Here is an 18,446-nt window from a genome sequence, read left to right on the forward strand (position 1 = left end):
ATTTAATGCCACTGCGCACCCCGCCAGGATCCTGGCCATGGGCGTCAGCGGCAAGGGGGAAACACCGTGGGGCTCTTTACACCGAAGAAGCCGGCGCTGATTGGTGTCGACATTAGTTCGACTGCCGTCAAGCTGCTGCAGCTCAGTCAGGCAGGTGGCCGCTATCGCGTGGAGCATTACGCGGTCGAGCCGCTGCCGCCCAATGCCGTGGTCGAGAAGAACATCGTCGAGGTCGAAGCGGTCGGCGACGCGATCCGTCGCGCACTGGCGCGCTCGGGATCCAAGCTCAGGCATGCGGCGGTGGCGGTGGCCGGATCGGCGGTGATCACCCGCGTCATCCCGATGAGCGCCGATCTTTCCGAGGACGACCTGGAAGGCCAGATCCAGGTCGAGGCGAACCAGTACATCCCGTATCCGATCGACGAGATCAGCCTTGATTTCGAGGTGCTCGGCCCGGTGCGTGACAGCCCCGACATGAACAACGTGCTGCTGGCCGCCTCGCGCACCGAGAACGTCGACATGCGCGTGGCCGCGCTGGACCTGGGCGGACTGGCCGCCGGGGTGGTCGACGTCGAGGCGTTCGCGATGGAGAACGCCTTCGCGATGATCGCCGACCAACTCAACGTGGGTCGCGACGCGCTGGTGGCGGTGGTCGACATCGGCGCCACCATGACCACGCTGTCGGTGCTGCGCAACCAGCGCACGATCTACTCGCGCGAGCAGGTCTTCGGCGGCAAGCAGCTGACCGACGAGATCATGCGCCGCTTCGGGCTCTCCTACGAGGAGGCCGGTCGCGCCAAGCGCAAGGGCGGCCTGCCCGAGTCCTACGAGACCGAGGCGCTGGAGCCGTTCAAGGAGTCGCTGATCCAGCAGATCAGCCGCCTGCTGCAGTTCTTCTTCGCCGGCAGCGAATTCAGCAAGGTTGACCAGGTGGTGCTGGCCGGTGGCTGCGCCTCGATCGAGGGGCTCGGCCCGATGCTGGAGGAGCAGCTCGGCGTGTCCTGCATCGTCGCCAATCCGCTGGCCCGCATGTCGCTGTCGCCGCGGGTACAGGCACAGTCGCTGGCGCAGGACGCCCCCGCGTTGATGATTGCGGTCGGCCTCGCCTTGAGGAGCTTCGACTGATGGCACACGTCAATCTACTTCCGTGGCGGGCAGCGCGGCGCAAGCAGCGCGAGCGCGAGTTCTACATGCAGCTCGGCGCTGCCTTCGTGGTGGGTCTGGGCGTGCTGCTGCTGTGGATCTTCTGGATGGACCAGCGCATCGACAACCAGAACAACCGCAACACCTACCTGCAGACCGAGATCAAGCAGCTCGACGTACGCATCGCGAAGATCAAGGATCTGGAAAATGTCCGCGAGCACCTGCTGGCGCGCAAGCAGATCATCGAGCAGCTGCAGGCCGACCGCTCGCAGATGGTGCACCTGTTCGACGAGCTGGTGAAGACGATCCCCGCCAGCGCCCGGCTGAGCGGGCTGAAGCAGAACGGCCAGTCGATGTCGCTCGACGGCGTAGCCCAGTCCAACGCGAGCGTCGCCGAATACATGCGCAACATCGAGGGTTCGCCGTGGATGGGGCATGCCGATCTGCGCAAGACCGAAAACACCCATAACGGCAGCCGCATGCCGTACGTGTTCGGCCTGAACGTATCGCTGAGCAAGCCGAAGGCCGACGAGAACGACACCGGCAAGACCTCGGTACTGCCGGCCGGCAGCAGTTCCGGCACGGCTCCCGCGGTTCAGGCCTCGGTCGCCGCCGCGGCGAAGGCCGTCATCGCGCCGGCGAAGCCGTCCACGACCGCGGCGCCCGCGACGGAAGCCAAGCCGGTGAGTGCGGCGGCCCCCAAGGGAGGTGCCGGATCATGAGTTTCCTTCACGATATCCAGAACCTCGACCGCAACAACGTCGGTGGCTGGCCGCAGTCGGTCAAGATCTTCTTCACTGCGCTGCTGCTCGGCGTCGTGCTGCTGGTCGGCTGGTATTTCTTCGTCAGCGGCCAGCAGGACAGCCTGAAGGCCCTGGCCGGCAAGGAGGACCAGCTCAAGCAGGAGTTCTCCACCAAGCAGGCGAAATCGGTCAACCTCGAAGCGCTGCAACAGCAGCTCGACGAGATGCAGGACATGTTGCGCCAGCTGCTGCGCCAGCTGCCCAGCAAGACCGAGATGCCCGAACTGCTGATCGACATCTCGCAGACCGCGCAGGCGGCCGGCCTGGAGAGCGACCTGTTCCAGCCCGGTCCGGAGACGCCGAAGGATTTCTACGCGGAGAAACCGATCGCATTGCGTTTCACCGGCACCTATCACCAGTTCGGCACGTTCATCAGCGGCGTCGCGTCGCTGCCGCGGGTGGTGATCCTGACCCTGCACGACGTCTCGCTGACGCCGAAGTCGCCGGGCAAGGACGGTACCGCGAATGGCCAGCTGGTACTGCAGGGCACCGTGAAAACCTACCGCTACCTGGATGACGAAGAGAGTGCCGCCGCGAGCAAGGGCAAGAAAGCCGGGGGGGCGAAGTGATGAAGAAGTTTGCTGCCGTCAAACCCGCCCAGGTCCTGCGACTGGCGCTGATGCTTGGCGTCGCGCTGGTGCTGGCCGGCTGCACCCGCGGCATGTCCGACCTGCGCAACTGGGTGGCGCAGGAAAAGGCCAAGAAGGGCGCGCCGATCCAGCCTCTGCCGGTGATCAAGACCTTCGAGACCTTCACCTACAGCGACCAGGACCGGCGTGATCCGTTCAGCCCGAGCACGGCCGAACTCGACAACAACAGCAACACTGCAAGCGGTCCGCGTCCGGATGCCAACCGCGCCAAGCAGCCGCTGGAACTGTTCGCGCTGGACAGCCTGAAGATGGTCGGCACCGTCGGTACCGGTGCGGGCATGGAAGTGCTGGTCAAGGATCCGGGCGGCGTGATCCACCGCGTCCATGTCAACGAGTACATGGGTCAGAACTACGGGCACATCACGGCAATCAGCGAAGACCACATCGATCTGGTCGAGCTGGTGTCCAACGGTAATGGTGGCTGGATGGAACGTCCCGCCAGCATCGCGCTCGACGCGAAATAGGTAGACAGGGGCATCATGCTAATGACCAACCAAATCCAATCCGTCCGGGGCCGTGTCATGCGCCATGCAAGCCGCTACATGTCGATGTGCCTGCTGATCGTGGGCGCCGCCTGGGCCAGCGTCGCGATGGCCGCGACCACCACGCTGAAGAACATCAGCTACGACGCGCTGCCTGGCGGCAGCGTCGAGTTGCGCCTGGACTTCGGCGGCGGTCCGGTGCCGCAGCCGAAGATCTTCACCACCAACAATCCGCCGCGCATCGCCGTCGATTTCGCCGACACCGACAATGCGGCGCCACGGCATCTGGACATCGGCAAGGGCTCGACCTCCGGTGTGTCCGCGGTGTCGGCCGGTGGTCGCACCCGCGTCGTGGTCGAACTGATGCGCGAGTCGAGCTACCGCTCGCGGGTCGATGGCAACAGCCTGGTGCTGACCGTCGACAACGGCAGCGCGAACCAGTCCGTCACCACCGCGGCCACGATCGATCCGACCAAGGCATTGCCCTCGGCCTCGAATGGTCCGGCCATCTCCAACATCGACTTCCGTCGCGGTCCGAACGGCGAAGGCCGCGTGCTGATCGACTTCAGCGGCAGCGGAGCGAATGCCGACATGGTCCGCAAGGGCGACAAGGTACTGGTCACCATCGACCATGCGAACCTGCCGCCCAACCTGGCCCAGCGCCTGGATACGCTGGACTTCGCCACGCCGGTGCAGTCCATCGTCACCCGCGCCGGCGCGGGTGGCGGCGCGCGCATGGAAATCGCGGTCAAGGGCAACGTCGAGACCTCCGCCTACCAGACCGCCAACCAGTACGTGGTGGAAGTCGCGCCGAAGAAGGCCGAGGACAAGCCGGCCGACCGCCTGGCCCGGCTCACCCAGGAGCCGAACTACAACGGCAAGCGCGTCACCTTCAACTTCCAGGACATCCCGGTGCGCTCGGCGCTGCAGCTGATCGCCGATATCTCGGGCCTCAACCTGGTCGCTTCCGACAGCGTCGGCGGCAGCGTCACGCTGCGGCTGGTCAATGTGCCGTGGGATCAGGCGCTGGACGTGATCCTGCGTGCCAAGAGCCTGGACAAGCGCCGCAACGGCAACGTGGTGTGGGTTGCGCCGCAGGCCGAGCTGGCCAAGTACGAGCAGGACGTGGCCGATGCCAAGCTGAAGGCGCAGGACACCGCCGAACTGCTCACCGACTACGTGCCGATCAGCTACGGCAAGGCGGCGGACATCGCCAAGCTGCTGACCAGTGGCAGCATGCAGGGCAGTGGCGGCGCCGGCGGCAGCGGCAATACCCAGCGCGGCTTCCTGTCGCCGCGCGGCAGCGTGTCGTTCGATACGCGCACCAATACGCTGCTGCTCAACGACACGCCGGAAAAGATCAAGCAGCTGCGTGAGCTGATCGCCGTGCTGGACAAGCCGGTGCAGCAGGTGCTGATCGAGTCGCGCATCGTGGTCGCCTCCGACGACTTCACCCGCGAACTGGGCACGAAGTTCGGCGTCACCGGCCGGGTGAACAACACCCAGTTCCAGAATGCCGCCACGGCGACGCCGGCCCTGACCGCCGGCCTCGGCGGCGGCAACGTGACCAGCGCTGGGCTCAACGTGAACCTGCCGGTCGCCCCCGCGGCCGGAACCTTCGGGCTGGCCATTCTCGGCGCCAACTACGCGATCGACCTGGAGCTCTCCGCCGCGCAGACCGAGGGTCGCGGCGAGGTGATCTCCAGCCCGCGGGTGATCACCGCGAACCAGCAGGAGGCGGTGATCCGCCAGGGCCAGGAAATCGGCTACGTCACGTTCCAGAACAGCGGCGGCAGCGGCGCCGGCAGCGGTACCGCCACGGTGCAGTTCAAGGATGCCGTGCTGGAGCTGAAGGTGACCCCGACGATCACCGCCGACAACCGCGTCTACCTGATGATCAACGTCAAGAAGGACGCGCTCGCCGGCTACGTCGACGCACCGGGCAGCGGCAAGATCCCGACCATCGACACCCGCGAGATCAACACCTCGGTGCTGGTCGACAACGGACAGACGGTGGTGCTGGGCGGCATCTACGAGATCAACAAGGCCAACACGATGACCAAGGTGCCCGGCCTGGGCGACATCCCCGGCGTCGGCGTGCTGTTCCGCAAGACCTCGCGGACGAACACCAAGGCCGAGCTGCTGATCTTCGTGACGCCGCGCATCCTGAGCGCCTCGCTGCAATAGGACCAGCGTACACGCAGCGAAAGAGGCGGCTTCGGCCGCCTCTTTTTTTGCGTCATTCGGCGGGGCGGTACCGGCCGGACTAAACTTCCGGCGCCGGCGATGGTCTGTAGCACGCCGCCCGGCCCCGCGCCTGCCTGCTCTGCAAGCCGGGCCACGCCGTTGCCACGCCAAGTACGGAACCGTTCATGGACATGCCCGAAACCAATCCGCCGAACCGTCTGCAGCAGTCGTTCGCGCAACTGCGCGATGACCTGCAGCAATGCATCATCGGCCAGCCGCACCTGATCGACTGCCTGCTGGTGGCCCTGCTCGCCGACGGCCACCTGCTGGTCGAGGGGGCCCCCGGCCTGGCCAAGACCACCGCGGTGAAGGCACTGGCGGCGCGGATCGAGGCGGATTTCCACCGGGTCCAGTTCACCCCCGACCTGCTGCCGGCCGACCTCACCGGCACCGACGTGTTCCGCCCGCAATCGGGCAGCTTCGAGTTCGAGTGCGGCCCGCTGTTCCACAACATCATCCTCGCCGACGAGATCAACCGCGCTCCGGCCAAGGTGCAGTCGGCACTGCTGGAGGCTATGGCGGAGCAGCAGATCACCGTCGGCCGGCGCACCTGGCAGCTGCCCGAACTGTTCATGGTGATGGCGACGCAGAACCCGATCGAGCAGGAGGGCACGTTCACCCTGCCGGAAGCCCAGCTCGACCGTTTCCTGATGCATGTGACGATCGGTTACCCGGATGCCGCCGCCGAGTTGGCCATCCTCAAGCTCGCACGCGAACAGGCCAGTCGCCGCGCTCATCCGGTCGCGGCATCGCCGGCCCTGCTGAGCCAGGCCGACGTGTTCGCCGCGCGCGATGCGGCGATGGCGGTGCACATGGCGCCGGCACTGGAGGAATACCTGACCCAACTGGTGCTGGCCACCCGCGATGCGGGCCGCTACGGGCCCGAACTGAAGCGCTGGATCGCCTGGGGCGGCAGCCCACGGGCCACCATCGCGCTGGACCGCTGTTCGCGTGCGCAGGCGTGGCTGGCCGGGCGCGATTACGTATTGCCGGAAGACGTGCACGCGATCGCCCACGAAGTGCTGCGCCATCGCTTGCTGCTCAGCTACGAGGCGGAAGCCGAAGGCGTGCGGCCGGACCAGGTGGTCGATCGCCTGCTGGATCTCGTGCCGTTGCCGTGAATGCCGTCGCGTCACATCCCGCGGATGGCGACGGCCGCAGCCAGGTTGCGTTGGCCGAGCTGATCGCGCTGCGCGCACGGGTCGGCCGCGCGCGCATGGCGCCACTGCTCAGCCGCGCCGCACGCAGCGGCCAGCAGTCCAGCCGTCTGTACGGTCGCGGCATGGACTACGCCGAGTCGCGCGTCTACCAGGCCGGCGACGACGTGCGTCGGCTCGACTGGAGGCTCACCGCGCGCAGCGGCAAGCTGCATACCAAACTGTTTCAGGAGGACCGCGAAGGTTGCCTGCTGATCCTGCTCGATACCCACGCCAGCATGCATTTCGGTACCCGTGTGCGCTTCAAGTCGGTGCAGGCGGCGCGCGCTGCCGCGGCCGCCGCGTGGTACGCCGTGCGGGCCGGCGAACGGGTGGGCGTGATGGCCTTCGGCCACGCCGACCCGCTGCTGCGGCCGCAGGCCGGGCCGCGCGGCGCGCTGGCGGTGTGCGGTGCGCTGGCCGAATGGGACGCGCAGCCGGTCTCCGGGCGGGTCGAGCCGTTGTCCGATGCGCTGGCGCGCGCCGGCCGCGTGCTGCACGGCGCCAGCCGCGTGCTGCTGGTCAGCGACGGCTTCAGCTGTGACGCCTCGGCGCGGCAGCGCCTGCGCGATCTCGGCCGGCATGCCGGGGTCAGTGTGCTGGTGGTGGCCGATGCGCTGGAACTGGCGCCGGCGCCGCCTGGGCGCTATCCGCTGGAACATGCCGGCGAGCGCTGCGAAGTGCTGCTGCAGTCCGAGCGCCAGCGCGGCGATTTCCAGCGGGCGCTGGGTGCCGGCGCGGCGCGGCTGGGCGAACTGGCGCAATCGCTGGGCCTGCGCTGGAACAGCATCGACACCGCGGCCGATGCGTTCGACGCGGTCAGCGGCCTGCTCGGCGCACGGAGGACAACGCGATGATGCTGCAACCCGCGTCATCGCCCGGCCCGCAGCTGCGCGATATCCATCTGCCGCCAGCGCCGTCCTGGTGGCCGCCGGCGCCTGGCTGGTGGGTCCTGGCGGTGCTGCTTTTGGTGCTGTCGCTGCTCGGCATCGAATGGTGGCGACGCCGGCACCGTGCATGGCGCCAGCGTCGACAGGTGCTGGACGAACTCGAGCGGATCGCGGGGCAACACCAGCACGATGACGATGCGGCCGCGCTGGCCAGCGCACTGCACCAGCTGCTGCGCCGCGTGGCGCGCCAGCATGACGCGCTGGCCGTGCGGCAACGCGGCGATGCGTGGCGGCAGACGCTGGCGCGGGTACCGGTCGATACGACCACGCTGCAGCAACTGCTGGCGCTGGAGCAGCGGATGTATCGGCCATCCGTACCGTTCGATCGTGCGGCCAGCGTGGCGGCCGCCAGGGCATGGCTGCAACTGGCGTTGAAACCGGCGCGCTGGAAGCCGGCCGCGACGGAGCATGCCGATGCCTGAATTCGCCTGGCCCTGGGTGATCGTGCTGCTGCCATTGCCGTGGCTGCTGCGCCGCTGGCTGCGACCGGCCGCGCCGGGGCAGGCACTGCACCTGCCGCAACCGGGCGTGCGGCTGGCCGCCGTTGCCGGCAACCGGGCGCGTGGCGCCACGCCGTGGCTGCTGGCGCTGGCCTGGCTGTGTCTGCTGGCCGCGGCGGCACGGCCGCAATGGATTGGGCCGCCGCAAACGCAGCAGCGCAGCGGCCGTGCGCTGATGCTGGCGGTGGACCTGTCCGGCAGCATGCGCACCGAGGACATGCAACTGGCCGGGCAACCGGTCAGCCGCTTCGGTGCGGTGGAGGCGATCGCTGGCGACTTCATCGATCGCCGCAGCGGCGACGAGATGGGCCTGGTCATGTTCGGCAGCCAGGCTTTCCTGGTGACGCCGCTGACCTACGACCTGTCGGCCGTGCGCGCACAGCTGCAGGGCGCCGCGGTGGGACTGGCCGGCACCGAAACGGCGATCGGCGACGCCATCGCGGTGGCGGTGAAGCGACTGGCGGCGCTGCCCGAGCAGGCGCGCGTGCTGGTACTGCTCACCGACGGCGTCAACAACGCCGGCAGCATCGCGCCGCGCGACGCGGCGCGCGCGGCGAAGGCGGCCGGCGTGCGCATCTACACCATCGGTATCGGCGCCACGCGCATGCGCATCCCTGGCTTCTTCGGCAGCCAGCTGGTCAACCCATCGGCCGACCTTGACGCGGACATGCTCACCGGCATCGCCAACGAGACCGGCGGCCGCTTCTTCCGTGCCACCGACAGCGCCGAACTGGCCGATGCGTATCGTGCGATCGACGCGCTGGAACCGATGCCGCAGCACGGCCCCAGCCTGCGGCCGCGGCATGAACTGTTCCGCTGGCCGTTGCTGGCCGCAGCCGCGCTGCTGTTGCTGGTGATCGTGCCGCGCCGCTTCGCGCGCGTGCGGGAGCTCCCCGCATGAGCGCGCTGCTGCAGCAATTCCATTTCCTGCGGCCGTGGTGGCTGGCCGCGCTGCTGCTGTTGCCGCTGCTGGGTTGGTTCGGCGTGCGCCGCAACGTGGCGCAAATGGAACTGTCGCGACTGGTCGACGCCGAACTGCTGCCGCATCTGCTGTACGGGCGCGTCGGCAACCGCAGCCTGCCGCTGTGGCTGTTCGTGCTGGGCTGGACGCTGTGCGCGCTGGCCCTGGCCGGGCCGACCTGGAGCCGCGTGGAGCAGCCGCTGTATGCCAGGCGCGCGGCGCAGGTGGTGGCGATCTCGCTGTCGCAGCACATGCTGGCGCGCGACGTGGCGCCGAGCCGGCTCGATCGCGCACGCTACAAGGCGCGCGACCTGCTGCATGCCAACCAGGACGGGGTCAACGCGTTGATCGGCTACGCCGGCGAGGCGTTCGTGGTGGCGCCGCTGACCTCCGATGCGCACAGCCTCGGCGACCTGCTCGACGCGATGGCGCCGGATACCATGCCGGTGGACGGCGACAACGCGGCGGCGGCGATCGAACGCGGCGCGGCACTGATCCGCGATGGCAAGGCCGGCGGCGGTTCGCTGGTACTGATTACCGACCAGGCCGATGCCGCCGCCGAGGCCGCCGCGCGCAAGGCGAACGCTGCCGGCGTGCAGGTATCGGTGCTGGGCGTGGGCACGCCGCAGGGCGGGCCGGTGCCGTTGCCCGACGGCGGCTTCCTGCGCGATGCGCAGGGCGGCATGCTGCTGGCCCGCCGTGACGATGCGGAGCTCGCCGCGCTGGCCGCAGCCGGCGGCGGCCACTACGTGGCGATGAGCGCGGACCAGCACGACGTCGATACGCTGCATGCGCAACTGCGCAGCGCGAAGGCGACCCTGGCCGACGGGCAGGTCGGCGATGCCTGGCAGGATCGCGGCGCATGGCTGCTGCTGCCGCTGTTGCCGCTGGTGGCGCTGGCGTTCCGCCGCGGCTGGCTGCTGTTGCTGCCGCTGGCCGTGTTGCCGCTGTGGCCGGGCACGGCCGCGGCGACGAGCTGGCACGACCTGTGGCAGCGCCCCGACCAGCAGGCCGCGCAGGCCTTGCGTGCGGGCGATGCGAAGCGGGCGCAGCAGCTCGCGCGCGATCCGGCCTGGCGCGGTGCGGCGGCGTATCGCGCCGGCGACTACGCCGCCGCGGCGCAGGCCTTGCCACAGGCGCCCGGCAGCGACGCGGCGTACAACCTCGGCAACACGCTGGCGAAGCAGGGCGCGTACCAGAAGGCGCTGGCGGCCTACGACCATGCGTTGCAACTCGATCCGGCCAACGCCGACGCCAAGGCGAACCGCCAGGCAGTCGAGGACTGGCTGCGCCAGCAGCAACAGCAGCCGTCGGACCAGAGGGAACACGAAGGCCACGACGGCAAGAAAAACCAATCGTCGCCCGGCGAACAGGGCAAGACCGGCAAGCAGGATGCGAAGAACCAGTCGTCCGCCTCGGATGATGCCGAGCCGCCGGGCCAGGACGGCAAGTCGCAAGCGCAGGACCCGTCCGGCCAAAACGAATCGTCGCAGGGCAAATCAGGGCAGGGCGACGCCGGTCAGCCCAAGCCGCAGACCGCGCAGCAGCAGGCCGAGCAGGAGGCGCAGGCGGAGCAGGCCCGGCAGGCGCTGAAGCAGCAGATGGACGAGGCGCTGGCAAAGCCGGGCGAGCGCCAGTCCGAGCACCAGCTCGGCGCGCTGGCCAAGGACGACCCGCAGGCGAAACTGCCTGCCGACCTGCGCCACGCCCTGCAGCGCGTGCCGGACGATCCCGGCGCCCTGCTGCGGCGCAAGTTCGAACTGGAATACCAGCAGCGCCACGGCGGCGCGCCGAGCGAGGATCAACAGCCGTGAAGTTCCGACATGTCGTGCAAGGGTGCCTGCTGATGCTGGCGCTGGTTCCGGCGCTGGCTGGTGCCGCCGAGGTGACCGCCACGCTGGATCGCGACCACGTGCAGCTGGGCGAGACGGTGACGCTGAACGTGCGGGTGGAGGGCGACACCGGTGCCGCCGCGCCCGACCTGCGCGCGCTGAGCCAGGATTTCCAGTTGCTCGGCACCTCGCAGAACAGCAGCCTCAGCGTGGTCAACGGCCGGGCGAGCGCCGAGCTGACCTTCGGCGTGGCGCTGCGCCCGCGCCATGTCGGCGTGCTGCAGATCCCCGCGCTGAGCGTGGCCGGCGGCCGCACCGCGCCGCTGCAGCTCACCGTGGCCGCGCCGGACCCGGCCGCGGCGGCCGCCACGCAGAGCGACGTCTTCATGGAATCGCAGGTCGAGCCGGCGCACGGCTACGTCGGCCAGCAACTGACCTACGTGGTGCGCCTGTACTACGCCAACCGCATCGGCGGCGAGGCGCCGCCGCCGCAGGTCGACGGCGTGGAAGTCAGCGCGCTCGGCAAGGGCCTGAACTACGACGCCGAACGCGGCGGGCGCAGCTATCACGTGCTGGAACAGCGCTATGCGCTGATCCCCCAGCACGCCGGCAAGATCGAGATCCCTCCGGTGGATTTCCAGGGCGAGACGGCCGATCCGGCCGACCCGAACAGCTTCTTCGGTGCCACCGTACCGGTCAGCGCCAGCGCGCCGGCGCAGACGATCGAGGTGAAGCCGGCACCGGCCGGCTGGGGCGCCAGCGCATGGCTGCCGGCACGCCGGCTGAGCCTGAGCCTCGACGGCTGGCCGGCCGCGCAGGGCGCGTCGCCGCGGGTTGGCCAGCCGCTCAACCTCACCATGAATCTCGAGGCCGCCGGCCTGTCGTACGAGGCGCTGCCGGCGCTGAGCCTGCCGCCGCTGGACGGCGCCACCGTGTACCCGGACAAGCCGGTCACCGGCAACCGCCAGGACGGCCAGTGGATCATCGGGCGGCGCCAGCAGTCGTTCGCGATCGTGCCCGAGCGTGCCGGCACGCTGACCATTCCCGCCACCACGCTGAAGTGGTGGAACGTGCTGACCGACAAGCCGGAGGTGGCGCAAATCCCCGCGCACAGCATCACCGTGCTGCCGGCGATCGGTGCGGCTGCCGCCGCCGCGCCGTCCGCACCGGCCGAAGCGGGGAGCGGCGCCGCTGCCACACCCGGCCCGGCGGCGCCCACCGCCATGCCATGGCGCCGGATCGCGCTGGCCAGCCTCGGCCTGTGGCTGCTAAGCGCACTGGCCTGGTGGCGGTGGCGGCGCCGGCGCGCGTCGTCGGCGCCGCCACCGGTCGCAGCGCGCACTTCGGCGCGCAGCTGCCAGCTGGCCTTTCTCGCGGCGGCGCGCGGCGGCGACGCGGCCGCGCAGGTGCGAACCCTGCTGGCCTGGGCGCGTGCGGAACGGCCGGCGATCCAGCACCTGGGCGAGTTGTCGGCGGCACTCGACGATGCCGCGCAACGCGCGGCGATCGCCGTGCTGCAGCAGCGCCACTACGCCGGCACGCCGTCACCCGGCGTCGGTGCGAACCTGGCTGAAGCGTTCAAGGACGGCTTCGCCTGGCGTGCCGTAGATGCGACCGAAGAAAACTCCGGGCTGCCGCCGCTGTACCCGTTCAAGCTGCATTGAACAGCTCGCGCCGTGGAGCGGCCGTCGGGCGCCGGTTTTTGCCGGCGCGATCGGGGGCGGCGGGCGGTGCCCGCCTTATGGCGCCAGCGCCTGCTGGAACACCGCGCGCATGGCATCGCTGAAGCAGCACAGCGTCACCTCGATGTCGTCGTCGCGGGCCAGCTCGTCGCGCAGCGTGGCCGTGGCCACAGCGGCGGCCTGCTCGGCGGGGTAGCCGTAGACACCGCAGCTGATCGCCGGAAAAGCAATCGTGCGCAGCCGGCGTTCGCGTAGCAGGTGCAGCGCATTGCGGTGGCAACGCGCCAGCAGTTCGGCTTCGCCGTCGTCGCCGCCACGCCAGACCGGGCCGACCGTATGGATCACCCAGGGTGCGGGCAGCGCGAAACCTGGCGTGATGCGCGCCTCGCCGGTGCGGCAGCGCACGCCGGGGGCGGATTCGGGGAGCGTGCGGCAGGCCCGCAGCAGGGCCGGCCCGGCGGCGCGGTGGATCGCGCCGTCCACCCCGCCGCCGCCGAGCAGGCTGGGGTTGGCCGCGTTGACGATGGCGTCCACGGACAGGCGGGTGATGTCGGCGCTGATGATCTGGATGGGCATGGCTTCGCGGGAGCTGACGGCTTGGCTTATGCTTCGGGCAGGCATTCGGGCGCGGCGGGGTGGCAACGGACCATGGCGAAAACGGAAGACATTTCCTTCGGCTACCTGCTCAGCGACGTGACCCTGCTGTTCCGCAAGCACTTCGACCGGCGCGCGGTGAAATTCGGCCTGACCCGCGCGCAGTGGCGTGCGACCAAGGTGTTGTACCACCGCGAGGGCCTGCGGCAAACCGAGCTGGCCGAATTCCTGGAAATGGAGCCGATCGCGGTAGGCCGGGTGATCGACCGGCTGCAGGCGGCCGGGTTCGTCGAGCGCCGGCCCGACCCGAAGGACCGCCGCGCCTGGCGGCTGTACGTCACCGAGCAGGCGCGCGTGATCGTGGGCGACATGGAGCTGATCGCGCGCGAGCTGCGCAAGGACGCCACCCGCGGCATCGGTCACGACGAGCTGCAGCATGCGCTGGCGGTGATCGGCCGGATCAAGGACAACCTGCAGGCGCTGGAGCAGGGCGACGGCACGCCGTGATGCGCCTCTGCGGCGGCGCCGGCCAGTGCCATAGGTCGGGGGCGCATGCGGCGGAATTCGCGGCATAGTGACGACGGTCGTGTCTCGCGGCAGGTCAACCCGAAGACGCCGCCTGCGTTGTAACGAACTTGGTGCATCGTCATCAGCCCCGCGGTATCTGACCACGTAGAACCCGCATCGCCACCGCGCGTGGCGCGAAGATCGAGAAGCCCCCGCGCATGTCCTGGAAAAAGATCGTCCTGGTGCTGGCTGTCCTGCTGGCGATCGCCCTGGCCATGCATTTCGGGCGCGGTCGCGGTGACAGCAGCAAGGCCACCCGGGCGCCTGCGGCGGTGCCGGTCGAGGTGGCCAGCGTTACCCGGGGCGACGTCGAGCTCTCGCTGAAGCTGGTCGGCCGGGTCGAGGCGTGGTCGACGGTGAGCCTGCGCGCGCGCGTCTCCGGCCAGCTGCAGTCGCTGTCGTTCACGCCCGGCGCGCTGGTGCGCAAGGGCAGCGTGCTGGCGCAGATCGACCCGCGCCTGCTGCAGGCGCAGCTGGACCAGGCGCGCGGCAACGTGGCGCGCGACCAGGCGCTGCTGCAGAAGGCGCAGGCCGACCAGCGACGCTATGCCGACATGCTGGCCAGGGGGTTCGTCTCGAAGGCGGACTACGACCTGTACCAGGCCAACCTGGCGGTGGCCCGCGCCACCTTGCAGAGCGACCGCGCCGCGCAGGAACTGGCGCAGACCCAACTCGACTACGCCAGCATCCGCGCCCCGTTCGACGGCATTGCCGGCGCGCCGCTGGTATGGCCGGGCGCGCAGATCAGCGCCGACAACACCGACCTCGTGGTGCTCAACCAGGTCGAGCCGGTGCGTGTGGCGTTCAACATCCCCGAGGACAGCCTGCCTACCGTGCGCGCCGCGCTGGCCAGCGGCGCGATCGCCGTGCAGGTGACCGTGTCCGGCGACAAGGGCAAGCCGCTGGCCGGCACGCTGGAATTCATCGACAACGCGGTCGACGCCACGACCGGCACCATCGTGCTGAAGGCGCGCTTCGACAACACCGAACACCGGCTCACCCCGGGCCAGTTCGTGCAAGTGAGCCTGCCCACCACGCGCCTGGCCGACGTGGTCAGCGTGCCGGTGCAGGCGCTGCAGAGTGCCAGCAGCGGCAGCTTCGTGTTCGTGCTCGGTGCCGACGGCAAGGTGCAGCAGCGCTACGTCACTCCCGGTCCGACCAGTGCCGGGCGCACGGTGATCGACAAGGGCCTGAAGGCCGGCGAGCAGGTGGTGACCGAAGGCCAGATGCTGCTGGTCGACGGCAGCACCGCCACGGTCAGGCGCTGAGCCGATGAACGTCCCCGAGCTCTGCATCCGCCGCCCGGTGATGACCACGCTGCTGATGACGGCGTTGCTGGTGTTCGGCCTGGTCGCCTATCCGCAGCTGCCGGTGAACGAGCTGCCGAACGTCGACTTTCCCACCATCAGCATCAGCGCGAATCTCCCGGGCGCCTCGCCGGAGACGATGGCCTCGGCGGTGGCCACGCCGCTGGAAGGCCGGCTGTCGACCATCGCCGGGATCAGCTCGATGAGCTCGACCAGCGCGCTGGGCTCCACCTCGATCACGCTGAGCTTCGAGCTGGACCGCAACATCGACGCGGCGGCGCAGGACGTGCAGGCGGCGATCTCCTCGGCGCTGCGCCAGCTGCCGAAGGAGATGAGCACGCCGCCCACCTTCCGCAAGGTGAACCCGGCCGACGCCGCGATCCTGTACCTGGCGATGAGCTCCTCGACGCTGCCGCTGACCCAGGTCGACGAATACGCCGAGACCGAGCTGGCGCAGCAGCTGTCGATGATCGACGGCGTGGCCCAGGTGAACGTGTACGGCTCGCAGAAGTACGCGGTGCGGATCAGCGTGGACCCGGACCGGCTGGCCGCGGCCGGCATCGGCATCGACCAGGTGCAGAACGCGATCGCCGACGCCAACGTCAACCAGTCCACCGGCTCGCTGTACGGCAGGCGCCAGCAGCTGCCGATCCGCAGCGACGGCCAGCTGCTGCGCGCGGCCGCCTACAACGACGTGGTGGTGGCGTACCGCAACGGCGCGCCGGTGCACGTGGGCGACATCGGCCGCGCGCACGACAGCGTGCAGGACGACCAGCGCAGCAGCTCGTACAACGGTGCCCAGGCGATCGTGCTGGCGATCCAGCGCCAGCCGGGCGCGAACACGGTGGCCACGGTGGACCGGATCAAGGCGGTGCTGCCCAGTTTCCGCGCCGGGCTGCCGCCGTCGATCACGCTGGATACGCTGTACGACCGCTCGCAGTCGATCCGCGAATCGGTCGACGACGTGCAGTTCACCCTGCTGCTGGCCGGCGCGCTGGTGGTGTTCGTGATCTACCTGTTCCTCGGCAACCTGTCCGCCACGCTGATCCCGGCGGTGGCGCTGCCGATCTCGGTGCTGGGCACGTTCGGCGTGATGTACGCGCTGGGCTACAGCTTGGACAACCTCTCGCTGCTGGCGCTGACCCTGGCGGTCGGCTTCGTGGTGGACGACGCGATCGTGATGCTGGAGAACATCGTGCGCCACATGGAAGCGGGCGTGCCGCCGTACGAGGCTGCGTTGCAGGGCGCCGGCGAGGTCGGCTTCACCATCTTCTCGATGACGCTGTCGCTGATCGCCGTGTTCATCCCGGTGATGTTCATGGGCGGCATCGTGGGCCGGCTGTTCCACGAGTTCGCGGTGGTGATCAGCGTGGCGATCCTGATTTCCGGCATCGTCGCGATCACGCTGACGCCGATGCTGTGCAGCCGCTTCGTCAGGGCGCACGACCATGAAAGGAAGAACTGGCTGGTCGCCGGCTTCGACCGCGGCTTCAGCGCCGTGCAGCGCAGCTACGCCGACAGCCTGCGCTGGTGCATGGAGCGCCCGCGCCTGGTGCTGGCCGGTTTCGGTGTGAGCCTGCTGGCCACCGCGCTGCTGTTCTACGTGGCGCCGAAGGATTTCATCCCGGCCGGCGACAATGGCCAGCTGCGAGTCAACACGGAAGGGCCGGAAGATGTGTCGTTCGATGGCATGCTGGCGCGCCAGCAGCAGCTGGTCGAGATCGTGGCAAAAGACCCGAACATCGCCGGCTACATGTCCACCGTGGGTGCCGGCGGGGCGCGCGCCACCATCAACAACGGCTCGATCCTGCTGCTGTTGAAGCCGGCAAACGAGCGCAAGCTCGGTCCGGACGGCATCATCCAGGAATTGCGGCCGAAGCTGGCGACCGTGGCGGGCATCCGCAGCTACATCCAGAACGCGCCGGCGATCCAGATCGGCGGGCGGCAGTCCAAGGCGCAATACCAGTACACACTGCAGTCGGTGAACCTCGACCAGTTGTACGAGTGGAGCGGCAAGGTGACCCACGCGTTCGCCGCGCTGCCGGGTTTCGAGGACGTCACCAACGACCTCGACCTCAACAGCCCCTCGATCATGGTCAAGGTCGACCGCGCCAAGCTGGCGCCGCTGGGGCTGACCATGGCGCAGGTGCAGACCGCGCTGGGCATCGGTTTCGGCCAGAACCAGGTCTCCACCATCTACGGTTCGGCCACCCAGTACTGGGTGATCCTGCAGGTCGAGCGCAGGCTGCAGGACGACCCGGCGGTACTGTCGCAGCTGTACGTCACCTCGAACCGCGGCAGTCTGGTGCCGCTCAGCGCGGTGGCCAGCTTCAGCCGCGAGCCGCAGGCGCTAACGGTGAACCACCAGGGCCAGCTGCCCGCGGTGACGGTGTCGTTCAACCTGGCGCCCGGCGTGTCGCTCAGCGACGCGGTGACCAGCATCGACGGCGCGATGGGTAGGCTAGGCCTGCCGGCGACGATCAGCGGCAGCGTGCAGGGCACCGCGCAGGCGTTCCAGCAATCCATGCAGGGCATGGGCATGCTGTTGCTGCTGGCGGTGTTCGTGATCTACCTGGTGCTGGGCATTTTGTACGAGAGCTTCATCCACCCGCTGACCATCCTGTCCGGCCTGCCGGCGGCGGCGGTCGGCGCGCTGCTGACCCTGGTGATCTTCCACGCCTCGCTGGACCTGTTCGCCTTCGTCGGCATCGTGATGCTGATCGGCATCGTCAAGAAGAACGCGATCATGCTAATCGACTTCGCGCTGGAACGTCAGCGCGAGGAAGGCATGTCGCCGGCGCAGGCAATCGCCGATGCCTGCCGCGTGCGCTTTCGCCCGATCATGATGACCACCATGGCGGCGATGGCCGGCACCCTGCCGATCGCGCTGGGTCTCGGCGCCGGTGCCGAGGTACGCCGTTCGCTGGGCCTGGCGGTGGTCGGCGGCCTGGTGTTCTCGCAGGTGCTCACGCTGTACCTGACGCCGGTGATCTACATCTGGATGGATCAGCTGCAGCGGCGCTTCGCGCGACCGGGCAAAGCGCTGCCCGGGCGGTAGCTTGCGACGCTCGGCCGTCCGCGACTAGGCTGGCCATTCCGTCATCGCAGGAGCGGACATGCGCAGCCTGGCCATGATCGCCGCCGGATTCGCCATCGCCTGCGCCCATGCCGGCATGCCCGCGCCGTTCGACGCCGCCGCGCTGCAGGCCTGGGCCCGCAAGCCGTGGGACAAGGCCGCGCTGATGAACACCACGGTGGAAGTGGGCCGCTACCGCGGCGTGTCGGTGGTCGCCGAACATCCCTGCTCGGACGTGTGCCCGCAGTACACCGTGCGCATCATCCACTACCGGCTGCCGCCGGGGGCCGCGTGCGCCAGCGTGGGTGGCGTCGAGCGGGAAGTGCTGGTGCCGATCGCGATCACCATGCGGTCGGAGATGTTCTGCATCCCCGAACCGCTGGTGGCGTCGGGGCTGTACTACGCGAAGTGAGGAATGAGTGGGGAGGAGTGGAAAAAGAGTAGGAGCCAGCCTCG

General features: G+C 69.2%; 16 protein-coding genes. 15 read left to right on the forward strand and 1 reads right to left on the reverse strand.

Annotation, left to right across the window (positions count from 1 at the left end):
* Positions 1–66 precede the first annotated feature (66 nt).
* The 11 genes from DEO45_RS11340 (at position 67) to DEO45_RS11390 (ending at position 12,428) form a co-directional block, all read left to right on the forward strand.
* On the forward strand, positions 67–1,125 hold the full coding sequence (locus DEO45_RS11340; protein WP_114343606.1) for a pilus assembly protein PilM: 1,059 nt from the start codon (positions 67–69) through the stop codon (positions 1,123–1,125).
* Entirely contained in the window at positions 1,125–1,865 is a 741-nt protein-coding gene (locus DEO45_RS11345) for a PilN domain-containing protein (protein WP_114343616.1), read from the forward strand. The genes DEO45_RS11340 and DEO45_RS11345 overlap by 1 nt, the downstream gene beginning before the upstream one ends.
* Positions 1,862–2,515, forward strand: a complete 654-nt coding sequence (locus DEO45_RS11350; RefSeq protein ID WP_114343619.1) for a type 4a pilus biogenesis protein PilO — start codon at positions 1,862–1,864, stop codon at positions 2,513–2,515. Before DEO45_RS11345 ends, DEO45_RS11350 begins: the two co-directional genes overlap by 4 nt.
* Positions 2,515–3,060 (forward strand): pilus assembly protein PilP, encoded by a 546-nt coding sequence (locus tag DEO45_RS11355; RefSeq protein WP_114343622.1) that lies wholly within the window; start codon positions 2,515–2,517, stop codon positions 3,058–3,060. The genes DEO45_RS11350 and DEO45_RS11355 overlap by 1 nt, the downstream gene beginning before the upstream one ends.
* A gap of 57 nt (positions 3,061–3,117) precedes the next feature.
* Entirely contained in the window at positions 3,118–5,265 is a 2,148-nt protein-coding gene (pilQ, locus tag DEO45_RS11360) for a type IV pilus secretin family protein (protein ID WP_114343624.1), read from the forward strand.
* Between the two features lie 185 nt (positions 5,266–5,450).
* Positions 5,451–6,446, forward strand: coding sequence for an AAA family ATPase (locus DEO45_RS11365; protein WP_114343626.1), 996 nt, complete (start codon positions 5,451–5,453; stop codon positions 6,444–6,446).
* On the forward strand, positions 6,443–7,378 hold the full coding sequence (locus DEO45_RS11370) for a DUF58 domain-containing protein (protein ID WP_114343628.1): 936 nt from the start codon (positions 6,443–6,445) through the stop codon (positions 7,376–7,378). The genes DEO45_RS11365 and DEO45_RS11370 overlap by 4 nt, the downstream gene beginning before the upstream one ends.
* On the forward strand, positions 7,375–7,893 hold the full coding sequence (locus DEO45_RS11375; RefSeq protein ID WP_114343631.1) for a DUF4381 family protein: 519 nt from the start codon (positions 7,375–7,377) through the stop codon (positions 7,891–7,893). The genes DEO45_RS11370 and DEO45_RS11375 overlap by 4 nt, the downstream gene beginning before the upstream one ends.
* The gene (locus DEO45_RS11380) at positions 7,886–8,872 is read left to right on the forward strand and encodes a VWA domain-containing protein (protein ID WP_114343634.1); all 987 of its coding nucleotides are present in this window, start codon (positions 7,886–7,888) and stop codon (positions 8,870–8,872) included. The genes DEO45_RS11375 and DEO45_RS11380 overlap by 8 nt, the downstream gene beginning before the upstream one ends.
* Positions 8,869–10,746 carry a tetratricopeptide repeat protein gene (locus DEO45_RS11385; RefSeq protein WP_114343635.1) on the forward strand — a complete coding sequence of 626 codons (1,878 nt, stop codon included), beginning with the start codon at positions 8,869–8,871 and terminating at the stop codon, positions 10,744–10,746. The genes DEO45_RS11380 and DEO45_RS11385 overlap by 4 nt, the downstream gene beginning before the upstream one ends.
* A gap of 32 nt (positions 10,747–10,778) precedes the next feature.
* On the forward strand, positions 10,779–12,428 hold the full coding sequence (locus tag DEO45_RS11390; RefSeq protein ID WP_114343637.1) for a BatD family protein: 1,650 nt from the start codon (positions 10,779–10,781) through the stop codon (positions 12,426–12,428).
* 75 nt (positions 12,429–12,503) lie between these two features.
* Here DEO45_RS11390 and DEO45_RS11395 read toward each other — a convergent pair whose 3' ends face one another.
* Positions 12,504–13,022, reverse strand: coding sequence for an O-acetyl-ADP-ribose deacetylase (locus DEO45_RS11395; protein ID WP_114343640.1), 519 nt, complete (start codon positions 13,020–13,022; stop codon positions 12,504–12,506).
* Between the two features lie 72 nt (positions 13,023–13,094).
* Between DEO45_RS11395 and DEO45_RS11400 the strand changes: the two genes are divergently transcribed.
* The 4 genes from DEO45_RS11400 (at position 13,095) to DEO45_RS11415 (ending at position 18,402) form a co-directional block, all read left to right on the forward strand.
* Entirely contained in the window at positions 13,095–13,547 is a 453-nt protein-coding gene (locus DEO45_RS11400; protein ID WP_114343641.1) for a MarR family winged helix-turn-helix transcriptional regulator, read from the forward strand.
* Between the two features lie 218 nt (positions 13,548–13,765).
* The gene (locus DEO45_RS11405) at positions 13,766–14,875 is read left to right on the forward strand and encodes an efflux RND transporter periplasmic adaptor subunit (protein ID WP_114343642.1); all 1,110 of its coding nucleotides are present in this window, start codon (positions 13,766–13,768) and stop codon (positions 14,873–14,875) included.
* A gap of 4 nt (positions 14,876–14,879) precedes the next feature.
* Positions 14,880–17,972 carry an efflux RND transporter permease subunit gene (locus DEO45_RS11410; RefSeq protein WP_114343643.1) on the forward strand — a complete coding sequence of 1,031 codons (3,093 nt, stop codon included), beginning with the start codon at positions 14,880–14,882 and terminating at the stop codon, positions 17,970–17,972.
* A gap of 58 nt (positions 17,973–18,030) precedes the next feature.
* Positions 18,031–18,402, forward strand: coding sequence for a hypothetical protein (locus DEO45_RS11415; RefSeq protein ID WP_114343644.1), 372 nt, complete (start codon positions 18,031–18,033; stop codon positions 18,400–18,402).
* Positions 18,403–18,446 lie beyond the last annotated feature (44 nt).

This window comes from Rhodanobacter denitrificans (genome assembly GCF_003335105.1).
Taxonomy (GTDB): domain Bacteria; phylum Pseudomonadota; class Gammaproteobacteria; order Xanthomonadales; family Rhodanobacteraceae; genus Rhodanobacter; species Rhodanobacter denitrificans_A.

Excerpts from the sequence above, each read along its gene's own strand:
- DEO45_RS11345 (WP_114343616.1), top strand. The coding sequence starts at position 1,125 with ATGGCACACGTCAATCTACTTCCGTGGCGGGCAGCGCGGCGCAAGCAG.
- DEO45_RS11350 (WP_114343619.1), top strand. The coding sequence starts at position 1,862 with ATGAGTTTCCTTCACGATATCCAGAACCTCGACCGCAACAACGTCGGT.
- DEO45_RS11355 (WP_114343622.1), top strand. The coding sequence starts at position 2,515 with ATGAAGAAGTTTGCTGCCGTCAAACCCGCCCAGGTCCTGCGACTGGCG.
- pilQ (WP_114343624.1), top strand. The coding sequence starts at position 3,118 with ATGCGCCATGCAAGCCGCTACATGTCGATGTGCCTGCTGATCGTGGGC.
- DEO45_RS11365 (WP_114343626.1), top strand. The coding sequence starts at position 5,451 with ATGGACATGCCCGAAACCAATCCGCCGAACCGTCTGCAGCAGTCGTTC.
- DEO45_RS11375 (WP_114343631.1), top strand. The coding sequence starts at position 7,375 with ATGATGCTGCAACCCGCGTCATCGCCCGGCCCGCAGCTGCGCGATATC.
- DEO45_RS11380 (WP_114343634.1), top strand. The coding sequence starts at position 7,886 with ATGCCTGAATTCGCCTGGCCCTGGGTGATCGTGCTGCTGCCATTGCCG.
- DEO45_RS11385 (WP_114343635.1), top strand. The coding sequence starts at position 8,869 with ATGAGCGCGCTGCTGCAGCAATTCCATTTCCTGCGGCCGTGGTGGCTG.
- DEO45_RS11390 (WP_114343637.1), top strand. The coding sequence starts at position 10,779 with ATGCTGGCGCTGGTTCCGGCGCTGGCTGGTGCCGCCGAGGTGACCGCC.
- DEO45_RS11395 (WP_114343640.1), bottom strand. The coding sequence starts at position 13,022 with ATGCCCATCCAGATCATCAGCGCCGACATCACCCGCCTGTCCGTGGAC.
- DEO45_RS11400 (WP_114343641.1), top strand. The coding sequence starts at position 13,095 with ATGGCGAAAACGGAAGACATTTCCTTCGGCTACCTGCTCAGCGACGTG.
- DEO45_RS11405 (WP_114343642.1), top strand. The coding sequence starts at position 13,766 with ATGTCCTGGAAAAAGATCGTCCTGGTGCTGGCTGTCCTGCTGGCGATC.
- DEO45_RS11410 (WP_114343643.1), top strand. The coding sequence starts at position 14,880 with ATGAACGTCCCCGAGCTCTGCATCCGCCGCCCGGTGATGACCACGCTG.
- DEO45_RS11415 (WP_114343644.1), top strand. The coding sequence starts at position 18,031 with ATGCGCAGCCTGGCCATGATCGCCGCCGGATTCGCCATCGCCTGCGCC.